Origin of the sequence: Saccharibacillus alkalitolerans (assembly GCF_011090185.1) — a bacterium.
Taxonomy (GTDB): Bacteria; Bacillota; Bacilli; order Paenibacillales; family Paenibacillaceae; genus Saccharibacillus; species Saccharibacillus alkalitolerans.
This window is the reverse complement of record NZ_JAAFGS010000004.1, coordinates 668,724-681,804: the sequence shown is the minus strand read 5'-3', so window position 1 is coordinate 681,804 and position 13,081 is coordinate 668,724. Positions and strand designations below refer to the sequence as shown.

The window sequence follows — 13,081 nt, the reverse complement described above, 5'->3', positions numbered from 1 at the left end:
CAAAGCCTAGGGCTTACGGAGTACGGAAGCCTTTTCCGGGGGAATGTGCCGTTCCAGCAGGCCCCGGAGGTCGGAAGATACGGCCTGCGCCGCAGATCCGCAACAGAAGGGAAAGAGTCGAAGCATGGCAGAATTGAATGAATTGATTTCCGAACAGTTATTTGCGGTTGTCGCCGTTTTGGCGGTGTTGGTGTTCCTCCTTCTCATTATCGTTTTGACGCAGTCCGTGAAGCTGGGCCGTCTGCGCAAACGATATGAACGCATGATGGCGGGTGCGGGAGTCGAAGACCTGGAATCGCTGCTGCTGAACCTGAAGATGCAGACCGATTCCGTGGAAGACGAGCAGGAGAAGCAGCGGCGTACCATGATGATGATCGAGCAGCGCCAGCGAATGGCCAAATCGAAACTCGGGATCAAGCGCTATAATGCATTTTCCGATCAGGGGAGCGATTTGAGTTTTTCGCTGGCGCTGCTCGACGACATGGATAACGGAATCGTGATGAGCGGCCTGCATAACCGGGACAGCTCTTACGTCTACGCGAAGCCGGTAGAGCAGGGCGATTCGAAGTACGCGCTGTCGCCGGAGGAGAAAGAAGCGATCGAGCAGGCACGCCGGGAGGGCCGGGGATGAACGAACTGGTCATGGCGTTCGACTCGTCCCAGCAGGCTCTCCGGACGGAAATGCTGCTCGAAGACGCCGCGGTCGAATTCGAACTGGTTCCTACGCCTGCGGAAATCACGGCCGGCTGCGCGCTCTGCGTCGCTTTCGGCGAAGATTCGCTTGAGCGGGTTATGACGATCGTCGGCGAGGAAAGCATCGAGATCCGGGGCGTCTTCCGGAAAAACGGATCGGCTTACGATCAAACGGTTTGAACCGACTCGAAACGAATTTCCCGCGCCCGGCCCTAGTGAGCTTCCGTCAGGAAAGCCGACCCGGGCGCGGCGCAGGAGAGGAGAGCTGGGATGGTTTACGGAATTTTGAATGAAAAGACGGGAGAGCCCGGCGAGACAGCCAAAGAAACCGTATCTTTTCTTGCGGGCATCTGGAACAAGTTGACGGATGCCGCGACATGGATCGCGCTGGCCGATACGGCGCTGCGCATCGCGTTGATCATCGTATTGGCGCAGATCGCCATCCGGATCGTCTACAAGATTATCGATCGGGCGCTGCTGCGTCAGACCAAAGAAAGCGGCGAGAATAAGTTCCGCGTCAAGCCGAGACGGTTCGTCACGGTCGGCCGGCTGCTGAAAAACATGGTAAGCATCGTGCTGAACTTCGTGATGCTGCTGCTGATCATTTCGGAGCTCGGCTACAATCTCGCTCCGCTGATCGCCAGCGCCGGAGTCGTCGGGCTCGCGATCGGCTTCGGGGCTCAAAGTTTGGTTAAAGACGTCATTACGGGCTTTTTCATCGTGTTCGAAGATCAGTTCGCCGTAGGCGACGTCGTGCAGATCGCCACCTATAAAGGGACGGTCGAAGTCATCGGACTGCGTACCACCCGACTGCGCAACTGGAACGGAGAAGTCTATGCGATTCCGAACGGCACGATCACCAACGTGACCAACTTCTCCCTGGCGGACGCCAAAGCCGTCATCGACATTCCGATGGCTGCGGCCCGGCCGCTCGACGAAGCGATGCACCTGATCGGCGGCGCGCTGGTAAAAGTTCGCGACAACAGCGAAAAAGTGCTCACCGTTCCGGAAATTCTGGGCGTACAGGCCATCACGACCGGCGAATATACGCTGCGTATCGCGGTCAGCTGTTCGCCGAATGCGCAGGCGGAAGTCGAGAGCCTCATCCGGGGCGAGATCAAACGCGCGCTGGAGCGGGACGATGCCTTGAAGCAGGCGCTGGCCGAAGAAGCGGAACGAAAAGCGCAGGCGAAAGAAGAAGCAAACTCGCGCGAATCCGAGCAGTCTGCGGAGCCGAAGTCGGAAGGAAAGCCCGAGGGGCCGGGCAAGCCGGAATCCGAGAAGACCGATGCGGAGAAGACGCCGAATACGGAGGACAAGCCGCATTCGGCGCAGTGAGGAAAAAGGGGTGGTCCGTTTGGAACGAAAAGTATTCGGTCTGGGGGACATTGTCCAGATGAAAAAACCGCATCCGTGCGGCAGCAACGAGATGGAGGTCATTCGCATGGGTATGGATATCCGGATCAAATGCGTCGGATGCCAGCACAGCGTTTTGATCCCAAGAGCGAAGTTCGAAAAGAATATGAAAAAAGTGCTGAAGTCCGCGGCAGCGGAACAACAGCAGGATTAAACGCAGCTGAGGTTTGTCCGGAAAGCTTGTGCCGCCGCAGAGCGGCCGTTTTCCGGCGGCCCCAGCCGCTTTTTGCCTCGATAAATATTTTTGCGAATTTCCAATAAAGCGCTTGATATTTTCTTGAGCCTGCTATATAATAAATCTTGTTGTGAAACTTGTTTGTGGAGAGGTACCCAAGAGGCCCAAGGGGGCTGACTCGAAATCAGTTAGGCGTGTCAAAGCGTGCGTGGGTTCGAATCCCACCCTCTCCGCCATATTGTTACTCAGACAAACGACCGAGGGTCGTTTTTTTGTTTTGTACGGCTGGAAAAAATTATTGATGCCGAGAGCAAAGTCTGATATAATAATACGGTCCGGGCTTATAGCCCGTTCCTTGCTCCTATCTTGAGTAGGGGCCTTAGTCCAAAAGGAGGTGAAACATATGCGCAACTATGAAGTGATGTACATCATTCGTCCAGACGTTGAACAAGAAGCGGTAGACGCTGCTATCAATAGATTCTCGGGCATCATCACTGACGGTAACGGCGAAATTACCAAGCACGATGCAATGGGTAAACGCCGCCTCGCGTATGAGATCAAGAAATTCCGTGACGGATTCTACGTTCTGACTAACTTCACAGCTGAACCGGCTGTCGTTACAGAACTCGAGCGCGTCATGAAAATTTCCGATGATGTCATCCGCTACCTGATTACCGCAGTACCAACGAAGTAATCGTCGAACTTATCGGCAAAGGAGGGGATCGAGATGTTGAACCGAGTCATTCTGATCGGCCGGCTGACACGTGACCCTGAGCTGCGGTATACGCCTGCGGGCGTGGCCGTAACCCAGTTTACGATTGCAGTCGACCGTCCGTTTACGAGCCAGGGTGGGGAACGCGAAGCGGACTTCATTCCGGTAGTTACCTGGCGCCAGCTGGCGGAGACCTGCGCGAACTACTTGCGTAAGGGACGCTTGACGGCGGTGGAAGGCCGTATTCAAGTACGGAACTACGACAATAACGAAGGCAAGCGTGTATACGTGACCGAAGTTATTGCCGATAACGTCCGTTTCCTGGAATCGCCGAACCGCGATGGCGGCGGCGGATCGGGCCGCGACGAGTCGTCTTCTTACGGAGGCGGCAATAACGGCGGAGGCAACAGCGGCGGCGGAAATCGTCCCGAACCATCTTATGGTGGCGGTGGCGGCGGAAATCGCGGCGGTGGCCAATCTCCTCGCGGAGGCGGCAGCAATAATCAGGATCCTTTTTCCGATGACGGAAGACCGATCGATATTTCGGATGACGACCTGCCATTCTAATTATAGAAAGGAATGAATCGAATGAGCTTTAGACAACGTGATGCCGGAGACGGCGAAAGACGTCCGAGCGGCGGCCGTCGTGGTCGCAACAAGCGTCGTAAAGTGTGCTATTTCACGGTAAATAAAATCACTTTCATCGACTATAAAGATACGGACCTGCTCCGTAAATTTATCAGCGAGCGCGGTAAAATCCTGCCTCGTCGCGTAACGGGCACAAGCGCGAAGTACCAGCGCATGCTGACCGTTGCCATCAAACGTTCGCGTCAGGTAGCCCTGCTGCCTTACACAACGGAATAAGAGAACGAACCCAGAGACGATCGGCTGCTGCCGGTCGTCTTTTTTGCGTTTCCGGAAAAATCGGATAAAGCGATAAAAAAAAGCTGTACAAATATGAAAACGTTCTTATAATATAAGGAAAATAAAAAGCCTCCAAGGTAACAAAAAAGACTCTTCTTCCGCAGCGAATATGCTAGAATGAAAAAACTCCCTATTTTACGCCTAACTTCCTCCCTTTAATCTCTCTTAATCCGGCGCGTCTATTTGTCATGTATCCTCACACGGCGGACACTGCCTTTACGCGACTTTTACAAAATAGTTTTATTAAGGTTGATATTTCTGTTTTTTTATACATAAAAGAGATATAAAATACACGTTTTTGAGCGAAACGAATCATGAAAAGGTGTTTTTTCTCAAAAAAAGGTATTGACGTGAATATAATTTACACGTATTATTGACATTAAATTTACCGCTGGTTCATTAAGCCGACGCGCTAAAGTAAGCAGCAGTGCGGCATCGAATCGACCAAAGGTTAAATGTAAAGGTCCGCAGATGCTTTATGCATTTATGCTTTTCAAAAAGAGAGAGAAGCATTTGCAGTCCTCTTGTCGGCCGCCGTCAGAGTTTGTTTAAAATAATCAGAACGCTTTTTCATTTCCGATTATTTTTATAGCTTTTTAGCTCAATAACTTGATTAGGGGGATCTACATGAAAAAGAGATTGTCTTTAATGCTCGTGACGCTGATGGCATTCGGTTCAATTCTGGCCGCTTGCGGTGGTGGCGAAGAAGCCGCTCCTGCCGATAACGGTACAGACAGCGCAGTAACGACTCCTGCTGAATCCGGCGAGGACGCCGCAGGCGAAACTCCTGCCGAAGGAGCCGATTCGGAAAGCGCGATCGGGCTGACGGAAGCGACGGATATGACCATGAACCCTCCAGGCGCGGTAAATCGCACCGATTCGATGATCATCGGTACGGTAGCTCCTCAAGGCGTGTTCAACCCGCTGTTCCACCAAACGGCATACGATTTCGCGATCGACGACAACCTCTTTTCTTCGCTGATCAAAGTTAAGGCCGACGGCACGTACGAAAACGACATGGCCGACAAGATCGACATTTCCGACGATAACAAAACGTATACGTTCCATATCCGCGACGACGCGAAATTCAGCGACGGTACGCCGGTTACGGCCAACGATTACCTGTTCACCATGAAACTGTACATGGACGCAAGCTACGACGGCCAGTCCGATCCGCTGAGCTGGAACGTCGTGGGCGCTAACGAATACAACAAAGGCACGGCTAAAGATATTTCCGGCATTAAAGTCGTCGACGACAAAACGGTCGAAATCACAGTGAGCGATTACGACGCGATGACGCAGGTCAACCTGGGCGCCGTCGCTCCGCTGCCGGAAGCTTATTACGGCAAAGGCTACAAGCAGGGCGACCTGACAAGCGTCAAGCAGCTGAACGCGAAGCCGGTAGGCTCGGGTCCTTACAAGCTGAAAAGCTACTCGGCCGGCCAAGAAGTCGACCTGGTCGCCAACGAACACTACTACGGCGGAGTGGCCAAAATCCCGAACGTGATTTTCAAAGTTACGACAGACACAACCAACATGGCAATGCTGCAGTCCGGCGAAACGGACCTCGACAACGTTACCGTTAACGAAGATAACGTGGAAGAGCTGAAAAGCATGGGCTTCCTGGACGTAAACGTTCTGAAAAACAACGGTTACGGTTACGTGGCGATGAACAACAAAAATCCTCTGTTCAGCGACGTAAAAGTTCGTCAGGCGCTCACTTACGGCCTGAACCGCGCCGAAGTGGTCGAAGCGGCTTACGGTCCTTACGCCGAAGTCATCAATATTCCGCAGTCCGACGTATCGTGGGCTTACACGGCCGACAAGATCAATACTTACGACTACAATCCGGATGAAGCGAAGAAGCTGCTGGACGAAGCCGGCTGGACAGTAGGCTCCGACGGCATCCGCGAAAAAGACGGCAAGAAGTTCGAAATCAACTTCTCGGCTACGGCCGACAACCCGGTCGTCGACGCGCTGATCCCGATCATGACGGAAAACTATCAGGAATTGGGCATCAAGCTCGTGACCGAAACGCTCGACTTCAACGCGATCATGGAGAAAAAGGACAGAGGCGATTATGACATGTTCTTCGCCGCATGGGGCCTGACTCCGGATCCGGACACGACCGTCTACATCACGGACGGCGCTCAGAACAACTCCGGCTACTCGAACCCTAAAGTGGACGAGCTGTACGCGAAAGGCAAGAAAGAGCTGGATCTGGACAAGCGTAAAGAAATTTACGCCGAAGCTTACCAACAAATCAACGCCGACGCTCCTGAAATCCTGATGTACCAAAGAACGAACATGCTGGCGATCAACGGCAGACTCGACGGCTGGGATATTTCGCCTTACAAGGAATACCAGCACAGCTTGAGCCAAGTGCAAGCCGCTCAATAATCGCCGCATCGAATAAGAATTGGTCATCCGATATGCTCAGCTCGAGAGAGCTGGGCATATCGATTTATATCCAGGAGGAGACGTGTAAATGAGTCAGTATATCATCCGGCGGCTGCTGCAGATGATCCCGACTTTGATCGGCATTTCGATCATCGTTTTTGCCATTTCTCAGATGGTTCCGGGAGACTACATCACCGCATCGCAGAATCCGAACATGACTGCCGAGAGAGCGGACCAGCTGCGGGCCATCTATGGGCTCGACAAACCTCCCGTTCAGCAGTACTTCATTTGGGTGAAAAATATGTTGACCGGCAACCTGGGCGATTCGTTCCAACATAAAATGCCGGTTACCGAAGTTATCAATACTTACGTATGGAACTCCTTTATCATCGCATTCGTCACCATGATTTTGAGCTGGACGATCGCCGCGTTCGTGGGCGTTTTTTCCGCACAGTTTCAATATTCCTTTTTCGATAAAGTCGTGACTCTGCTCGTCTTCCTGCTGATGTCGCTGCCTTCGTTCTTTATCGGGCTGCTCGCCATCAAATATATTGCCCTCGATTTGAAATTGTTTCCGACCGGCGGGATGACCACGGCCGGATTAAACGCCGGCGGCTTCGCTTATATCAAAGACGTCGTCGAGCATATGTTCCTTCCGGTAGTCGTCATGACTACATTGACCGTCGGCGGCCTTACCCGTTACTTCCGGACCGGCATGCTGGAGGTAATCCGGCAGGATTATATCCGCACCGCCCGAGCCAAGGGCCTTCAGGAGCGTACGGTCATTTTCAAGCATGCTTTCCGCAATGCGCTGCTTCCGGCTATCACGCTGCTCGGTTTCGAGCTGCCGGGCTTGTTCGGCGGCGCGATGATTCTCGAACGCGTCTTCGCTTGGCCGGGTATCGGTCAAATCTATCTGGCTTCGATCAACATGCGGGATTATCCGCTGATGCTCGGATTTACGATGTTCCTGGCGGTACTGACGCTTCTCGGGAACCTGATTTCCGATATCCTGTACGGGGTTGCAGACCCGAGAATTCGTCTTAAGTAGGAGGAGATTGAGAGTGGATCAGCCGGTAAACCGAACCGAGCAGCTGCAGGAGCAGCTGAAAATTGTTAAAGCCGAATCTCCGTGGAAGATCGCGATTCGACGTTTCGCCCGCAATCGACTGGCCGTCATCGGTCTGGTCATTCTGGTTATCATGTCCTTGATCTGTGTGTTCGGGCCTCTTTTTTCGCCTTACACGATTAACGAAACGGATGTCTCCAATAAGAACCAGGCACCGAATGCCGATTACTGGCTCGGAACCGATAAGCTCGGCCGCGATATTTTGCTGCGCGTTATGCTTGCCGGCCGCATCTCGCTGACGGTAGGACTTGTGGCGACGGCCATCTCGGTTGCCATCGGGGCTACGCTGGGTGCCGTGGCCGGATTTTACCGGAAATACGCGGATACGATCATCATGCGGATTGCCGATATCTTCCTGGCGCTGCCTACCCTGCCGATCCTGATCACGCTGGGCGCCATCCTGTCCGACTTGAAAGTCGAGCCGGGTAAACGCATTTATTTCCTCATGCTGATTATCGGCCTCCTCGGATGGGTGTCGCTGGCGCGTCTCGTGCGAAGCCAGATTCTGACGCTGCGCGAACAGGAATTCATGCAGGCGACCGAAGCGCTCGGCCTGCGCGATAACCGTAAGATTTTCCGTCATCTGATGCCGAATACCATCCCGATCATTATCGTTTCCGCGACGCTTGGCGTAGCCGGAGCGATCATTACGGAATCGACACTGAGCTTCCTGGGTCTGGGCGTCGTACCCCCGACTCCGTCGTGGGGCAACATGATCACGGCCGCAAACAATCTGATCGATTTCCGCAAGCGGCCTTGGCTCTGGATTCCGCCGGGCCTGTGCATCCTGATTACCGTAACGGCGATCAACCTGATCGGCGACGGTCTGCGCGACGCGCTCGATCCGAAAATGAAGAACAGATAAGTCGGTATAAGGCCCTAAATCATGAAGAAGTAGGAGAGACGAAATGGCAAAAGAATTGGTCGAATTCCGAAACCTCGAGACCCACTTTAAAACGTCTGCCGGTACGGTCAAGGCGGTTAACGACGTCAGCTTTTCCATTCGTGAAGGCGAAACGCTGTGCGTGGTCGGCGAGTCCGGCTGCGGGAAGAGCGTAACGGCGATGTCGCTGATGCAGCTGATCGAATCTCCTCCGGGCAAGATCGTCGGCGGCGAGATCATATTTGAAGGCAAAGATCTGTTGAAGCTGAACAAAAAGGAAATGAGCCGACTGCGCGGCAACGAGATCGCGATGATCTTTCAGGAGCCGATGTCTTCCCTGAACCCGGTATTCACGATCGGCAAGCAAATTACCGAGCCGCTGCTGTATCATCTGGGCATGAGCCAGAAAGAGGCAAAAGCGCGTGCGATCGAACTTATTACCCTGGTCGGCATTCCGCGTCCGGAGAAAATTTTCGATTCCTATCCGCACGAGCTGAGCGGAGGCATGCGCCAGCGGATCATGATCGCCATCGCGCTGAGCTGCAATCCGAAGCTGCTGATCGCCGACGAACCGACGACGGCGCTCGACGTGACAATCCAGGCTCAAATTCTCGACCTGATGCGCGATATCAAGAGCAAAATGAATACCGCCATCATGATGATTACCCACGACCTCGGGGTCGTGGCGGAAATGGCCGACTTCGTCGTCGTCATGTATGCCGGCAAAGTGATCGAAGAAGCGCCGGTGCTGGAACTGTTCCGCAATCCCCAGCATCCTTACACGCAGGGCCTGCTGAAGGCAAAACCGGTTATCAATCAGCGTCAGGAGCGGCTGTACTCCATTCCCGGCCAGGTTCCGAATCCGGTCGATCTGGGAGACAACTGCCATTTCCACGATCGCTGCGAGTTCTGCATGGAAATCTGCAAAGCCAAGACGCCGCCTCTGCGCACGCATGCGGACGGACATAAGACGGCCTGCTGGCTGTACGAAGAGGAGGGGCAAGCGCAATGAGCGAATCGGTAGTCCAACTGGACAAACAACAAAACGGCGCAGGCGGAGAGCCCCTCATCCAAGTCGATAATCTGAAAAAGTACTTCCCGATCACCGGCGGGGTATTCCAGCGCAAAGTCGGCGACGTCAAAGCGGTGGACGGCGTTTCGTTTACCATCAATAAAGGCGAGTCGTTCGGACTGGTCGGCGAATCGGGCTGCGGCAAAAGCACGATCGGGCGAACGTTGCTGCGGTTGAACGACAAGACCGAAGGGACCGTTACGTTCGAAGGCCAAGACCTTCACGAGCTGTCCAAAAGCGAACTGCGCAAGATGCGCACCAAGATGCAAATCGTGTTCCAGGACCCGTTCAGCTCGCTGAACCCGCGCATCAAGGTCGGTGAAGCGATCGGCGAGGCGCTGGTCGATCACGGCCTCGTCAGCCGCAAGGACGTGAAGCAGCGCGTGATCGAAACGATGAAGATTTGCGGATTGGCCGAGTATCATTACGATCGCTTCCCGCACGAATTTTCCGGGGGACAGCGTCAGCGGATCGGGATCGCCCGCGCGCTGATCATGAACCCGGAATTCATCGTGGCCGACGAGCCGGTATCGGCGCTCGACGTCTCGATCCAGGCGCAGATTATCAACCTGATGAGCGATCTGCAGCGGGAGAAGCAGCTCACGTACCTGTTTATCTCCCACGATCTCAGCGTTGTCGAGCATTTGTGCAACCGGGTAGGCGTCATGTATCTCGGTACGATGATGGAAATGGCACCGACGGAAGAGCTGTTCAGCAATCCGCTGCACCCTTATACGAAAGCGCTGATGTCCGCGATTCCGGTGCCGGATCCGACGCTGAAGCGCGAGCGGATCGTGCTGCAGGGCGACATTCCGAGCCCGGCGAACCCGCCGTCCGGCTGCAAGTTCCATACCCGCTGTCCGATGGCGTCCGACATTTGCAAGCAGCAGGTGCCCGAGTACCGCAACATGGGCAACGATCACTTCGTGGCGTGCCACTTCGCTTAAGACGTTTCGGATGCAAGAATCGCTTTTTTCTTCGGCCAGGTTTCGAACGCATCGTTCGAAGCCCGGCTTTTTTTCTTTTTTCCTTAAAAAAATGATTTTTTTTCGCTTTTTGCAGACCAAATCCCTTTTTCGCACGTCTATAAGAGTACAAAAGGGGGGCGGATCGAATCATGAACGGGAGCATATGGAAAAAAGGAATATTGATTCTGCTGGCGGTGCTGCTGCTGTTGATTCCCCAGCAGCTGCTGGCCGGGCGACCGAAAGTCGAAGCGGCCGCGGCCGTTCTGATCGATGCGCAAACGGGCGAGATTTTATGGCAGGCGGAAGGGGATCGGGTACTTCCCGCTTCCGGCATGACTCAGCTGATGACGGAATGGCTGGTACTCGATGCGATACGCGGCGGCCGGGTAGACTGGGAAGATTCGATCCGGATCGGCAGCGGGAAGAGCGGCGTGATCCAGGCCTCGCAGCCGAGCCCGGGACGGGGCGGCGACAGCATGCCGCTGCGGGCCGAAGATCGGATTCCGCTTAACGAGCTGTTTATGGGCATGACCGTCTCTTCCTCGGGCGAAGCGGAGAAGGCGCTCGCTTATTACGCGGGAGGTTCCGAAGCTTCTTTTGCCTGGATGATGAACGAGAGGGCGCGACGGATCGGACTCTCCGCTTCCACTTCGTTCAAGCCTGCCGTACCGCAGGATGAAGCCGGCGTCTCGGAAGAGAGCGGCGCAAGCCGGATAACCGCAAGGGATACCGCAATGCTGTGCCGGGCGCTGATCAAGGCGCATCCGGAGATTTTGCGGATGTCGTCGGTCACGCAGACGGAGATCAGCTCGCGAGGCCTTTATCTGACGAACAGCAACGCGATGCTGCCGGAGTTTGCCGGTCCTTACGCTTACCGGGGAATGGACGGCTTGAAAGCTTACGGATCGGAGAAAGACGGGTATTCGCTGGCAGGCACGGCGCAGCGCGACGGCCAGCGTTTGATTGTCGTTATTATGGGCGCCGAGAGCCGGGACAAAAGTTTCCAGGCGGCGGGACGCCTGCTCGACTACGGCTACGCGCGCTCCGGCTCTTTCGCCGAGAAGGCCACTTCCTGGCTGAAGCTGGTCTAAGCGCATCGGTACATAGGGCTTTTATCGAGCCAAATAGGCACACTTATGTCAGCGGTCGATTCTTCGGCCGCTGATTTTTACTTTCCGCACCCCGTTTACGTTATAATAGAAAAAGCGGGCCGGCCATCCTTGCCGCCGCCGAGTTCACCAACAGAGAAGGAGAAATCCGTTATGAATATTGCTTTTTTCCTGCTGCCCAAGCATGAAGTCGCCTTTGTTACGCTGGACGCCACGCTCCGTCAGGTGATCGAACGCATGGAACATCATCGTTACACCGCTATTCCGATCATCGATAAGGAAGGCCAATATGCAGGCACCGTCACCGAAGGCGACATCCTCTGGCATATGAAGAATTCGGAAGGCCGGATCACTTTTGAGAACGCTTCACGGTTTACGCTCAAAGAAGTCCCGCTGCGCATGAACAACAGGCCGGTATCGATCGAATCGGATATGGCGGACCTGATCAACTTATCGAAAACGCAGAACTTCGTTCCGGTCGTCGACGACCGAGGCCGATTTATCGGCATTGTGCGCCGCAGCCAAATTATCGAATACTGCGCGGGCTTCGTCACCCGGCAAAACGGAACGGCAAGCAATACGTGACGCCCGTCGCTCGGTATCGGCGCTCGTTCCGAATATGCTATAATGAATCTTAAACTTTCGTATTCGCACAAGAGGTGAATCTACTTGAAATTGCGTTTGTCTTCAGCGATGTGGGCGTTCCTTTATCTGCTGGTCCTGCTTTCGCTGCTAACGCCGCTGTCCGCGATCACGCTGCTGGTGATGATCGTTCCGGTAGCCGTGCTTTACGCCTCTTTGCGCGTAAACGTTTTTTGGCTGCATGTTCTGCCCGTATTGGCGATTCTTGCCGTCATATCCGGAACGCTTGCGCCGTACACGCTTATTCTGGCAGCCTATTTCCTGGTGCCGGGTATCGTGATGGGGCATCTGTACAAGAAACGCGCCCCCGCGCTGCAGACGATTATGTACGGAACGGGAACGCTTCTCGGCATGCTTCTGGTGCTGCTTGCGGGAGCGAGATTGCTTCTGGACTTCAATCTGTCCAATTACGTGAGCGATTTCGTTCACGATACGTTCGATCCGCTTTTGGCGGTGGCGGAAATGAATCCGATGTTGAGCCAGCAGTGGAGTCCGGATTTTATTTTTTCCCTGGCCAATCAGACCGTAATGATGATTCCGCTGGGTATGACGGTGGGGTCGTTCGTGCTGGCGGTCGTCACTCATTCCATTGTGCGTCCGACGCTGACCTCTATGGGGGTTGCGGCGCCGAAGCTTCGTCCCGCCCATGAATGGAAGCTTCCCCGCGCGCTGATCTTCTATTATTTCGTCGTGCTGATCATCGATATGGTCACCTTCAATCAGGGGGACGGTTTCTGGAAGGCGGCGGCGGTCAATCTGCTTCCGCTGCTGCAGTACTGTTTTATCGTGCAGGCGATCGGCTTCTGGTTTTTCATCGGACACGTCAAAAAATGGCATCGGGCGATTTGCATTTTGATGGCGATCGTCACGGTCGTCTTCCCGCCGATGCGGATCATCGGCATCATCGACCTGGCTTTCCCGCTGCGCGAGTTCATTACGAGACCTAGACGATAGGGTG

General features: G+C 54.4%; 15 protein-coding genes and 1 tRNA gene. All 16 read left to right on the top strand.

The features are described from left to right. The first annotated feature begins 124 nt into the window (after nucleotides 1-124). Nucleotides 125-631, top strand: coding sequence for a DUF4446 family protein (locus GYN08_RS14875; RefSeq protein WP_166275523.1), 507 nt, complete (start codon nucleotides 125-127; stop codon nucleotides 629-631). After that, the gene (locus GYN08_RS14870) at nucleotides 628-873 is read left to right on the top strand and encodes a DUF3343 domain-containing protein (protein ID WP_166275521.1); all 246 of its coding nucleotides are present in this window, start codon (nucleotides 628-630) and stop codon (nucleotides 871-873) included. The genes GYN08_RS14875 and GYN08_RS14870 overlap by 4 nt, the downstream gene beginning before the upstream one ends. 90 nt (nucleotides 874-963) lie before the next feature. Continuing rightward, a complete protein-coding gene (locus GYN08_RS14865; protein WP_166275519.1) occupies nucleotides 964-2,031 on the top strand; it encodes a mechanosensitive ion channel family protein in 1,068 nt (355 codons plus the stop codon). A gap of 19 nt (nucleotides 2,032-2,050) precedes the next feature. After that, nucleotides 2,051-2,263, top strand: coding sequence for a DUF951 domain-containing protein (locus GYN08_RS14860; RefSeq protein WP_166275517.1), 213 nt, complete (start codon nucleotides 2,051-2,053; stop codon nucleotides 2,261-2,263). Nucleotides 2,264-2,429: 166 nt separating this feature from the next. Further along, a tRNA-Ser gene (locus GYN08_RS14855) sits at nucleotides 2,430-2,520 on the top strand. Nucleotides 2,521-2,687: 167 nt separating this feature from the next. After that, entirely contained in the window at nucleotides 2,688-2,978 is a 291-nt protein-coding gene (gene rpsF / locus GYN08_RS14850) for a 30S ribosomal protein S6 (RefSeq protein ID WP_166275515.1), read from the top strand. Nucleotides 2,979-3,011: 33 nt separating this feature from the next. Further along, entirely contained in the window at nucleotides 3,012-3,563 is a 552-nt protein-coding gene (gene ssb / locus GYN08_RS14845) for a single-stranded DNA-binding protein (protein ID WP_166275513.1), read from the top strand. A 21-nt stretch (nucleotides 3,564-3,584) separates the two neighbouring features. Continuing rightward, a complete protein-coding gene (rpsR, locus tag GYN08_RS14840) occupies nucleotides 3,585-3,860 on the top strand; it encodes a 30S ribosomal protein S18 (RefSeq protein ID WP_018976953.1) in 276 nt (91 codons plus the stop codon). A 687-nt stretch (nucleotides 3,861-4,547) separates the two neighbouring features. Next, nucleotides 4,548-6,320 (top strand): ABC transporter substrate-binding protein, encoded by a 1,773-nt coding sequence (locus GYN08_RS14835; protein WP_166275511.1) that lies wholly within the window; start codon nucleotides 4,548-4,550, stop codon nucleotides 6,318-6,320. A gap of 88 nt (nucleotides 6,321-6,408) precedes the next feature. Further along, on the top strand, nucleotides 6,409-7,371 hold the full coding sequence (locus GYN08_RS14830) for an ABC transporter permease (protein WP_166275509.1): 963 nt from the start codon (nucleotides 6,409-6,411) through the stop codon (nucleotides 7,369-7,371). Between the two features lie 43 nt (nucleotides 7,372-7,414). After that, entirely contained in the window at nucleotides 7,415-8,314 is a 900-nt protein-coding gene (gene opp4C / locus GYN08_RS14825; RefSeq protein ID WP_166275653.1) for an oligopeptide ABC transporter permease, read from the top strand. A 43-nt stretch (nucleotides 8,315-8,357) separates the two neighbouring features. Next, complete coding sequence (locus GYN08_RS14820) at nucleotides 8,358-9,344, top strand: ABC transporter ATP-binding protein (protein ID WP_166275507.1); 987 nt, start codon at nucleotides 8,358-8,360, stop codon at nucleotides 9,342-9,344. Continuing rightward, on the top strand, nucleotides 9,341-10,351 hold the full coding sequence (locus tag GYN08_RS14815) for an ABC transporter ATP-binding protein (RefSeq protein ID WP_166275505.1): 1,011 nt from the start codon (nucleotides 9,341-9,343) through the stop codon (nucleotides 10,349-10,351). Before GYN08_RS14820 ends, GYN08_RS14815 begins: the two co-directional genes overlap by 4 nt. Nucleotides 10,352-10,521: 170 nt before the next feature. Next, a complete protein-coding gene (locus GYN08_RS14810) occupies nucleotides 10,522-11,463 on the top strand; it encodes a D-alanyl-D-alanine carboxypeptidase family protein (RefSeq protein ID WP_166275503.1) in 942 nt (313 codons plus the stop codon). Nucleotides 11,464-11,634: 171 nt separating this feature from the next. After that, nucleotides 11,635-12,066 carry a CBS domain-containing protein gene (locus GYN08_RS14805; RefSeq protein ID WP_166275501.1) on the top strand — a complete coding sequence of 144 codons (432 nt, stop codon included), beginning with the start codon at nucleotides 11,635-11,637 and terminating at the stop codon, nucleotides 12,064-12,066. Between the two features lie 84 nt (nucleotides 12,067-12,150). Continuing rightward, nucleotides 12,151-13,077: a DUF2232 domain-containing protein gene (locus tag GYN08_RS14800; protein ID WP_166275499.1), complete on the top strand. Its 927-nt coding sequence runs from the start codon at nucleotides 12,151-12,153 to the stop codon at nucleotides 13,075-13,077. Nucleotides 13,078-13,081: the final 4 nt, after the last annotated feature.

Bases quoted from the DNA above. Each gene is read 5' to 3' on its own strand.
- GYN08_RS14875 (WP_166275523.1), top strand. From the start codon at position 125: ATGGCAGAATTGAATGAATTGATTTCCGAACAGTTATTTGCGGTTGTC.
- GYN08_RS14870 (WP_166275521.1), top strand. From the start codon at position 628: ATGAACGAACTGGTCATGGCGTTCGACTCGTCCCAGCAGGCTCTCCGG.
- GYN08_RS14865 (WP_166275519.1), top strand. From the start codon at position 964: ATGGTTTACGGAATTTTGAATGAAAAGACGGGAGAGCCCGGCGAGACA.
- rpsF (WP_166275515.1), top strand. From the start codon at position 2,688: ATGCGCAACTATGAAGTGATGTACATCATTCGTCCAGACGTTGAACAA.
- ssb (WP_166275513.1), top strand. From the start codon at position 3,012: ATGTTGAACCGAGTCATTCTGATCGGCCGGCTGACACGTGACCCTGAG.
- rpsR (WP_018976953.1), top strand. From the start codon at position 3,585: ATGAGCTTTAGACAACGTGATGCCGGAGACGGCGAAAGACGTCCGAGC.
- GYN08_RS14835 (WP_166275511.1), top strand. From the start codon at position 4,548: ATGAAAAAGAGATTGTCTTTAATGCTCGTGACGCTGATGGCATTCGGT.
- GYN08_RS14830 (WP_166275509.1), top strand. From the start codon at position 6,409: ATGAGTCAGTATATCATCCGGCGGCTGCTGCAGATGATCCCGACTTTG.
- GYN08_RS14820 (WP_166275507.1), top strand. From the start codon at position 8,358: ATGGCAAAAGAATTGGTCGAATTCCGAAACCTCGAGACCCACTTTAAA.
- GYN08_RS14815 (WP_166275505.1), top strand. From the start codon at position 9,341: ATGAGCGAATCGGTAGTCCAACTGGACAAACAACAAAACGGCGCAGGC.
- GYN08_RS14810 (WP_166275503.1), top strand. From the start codon at position 10,522: ATGAACGGGAGCATATGGAAAAAAGGAATATTGATTCTGCTGGCGGTG.
- GYN08_RS14805 (WP_166275501.1), top strand. From the start codon at position 11,635: ATGAATATTGCTTTTTTCCTGCTGCCCAAGCATGAAGTCGCCTTTGTT.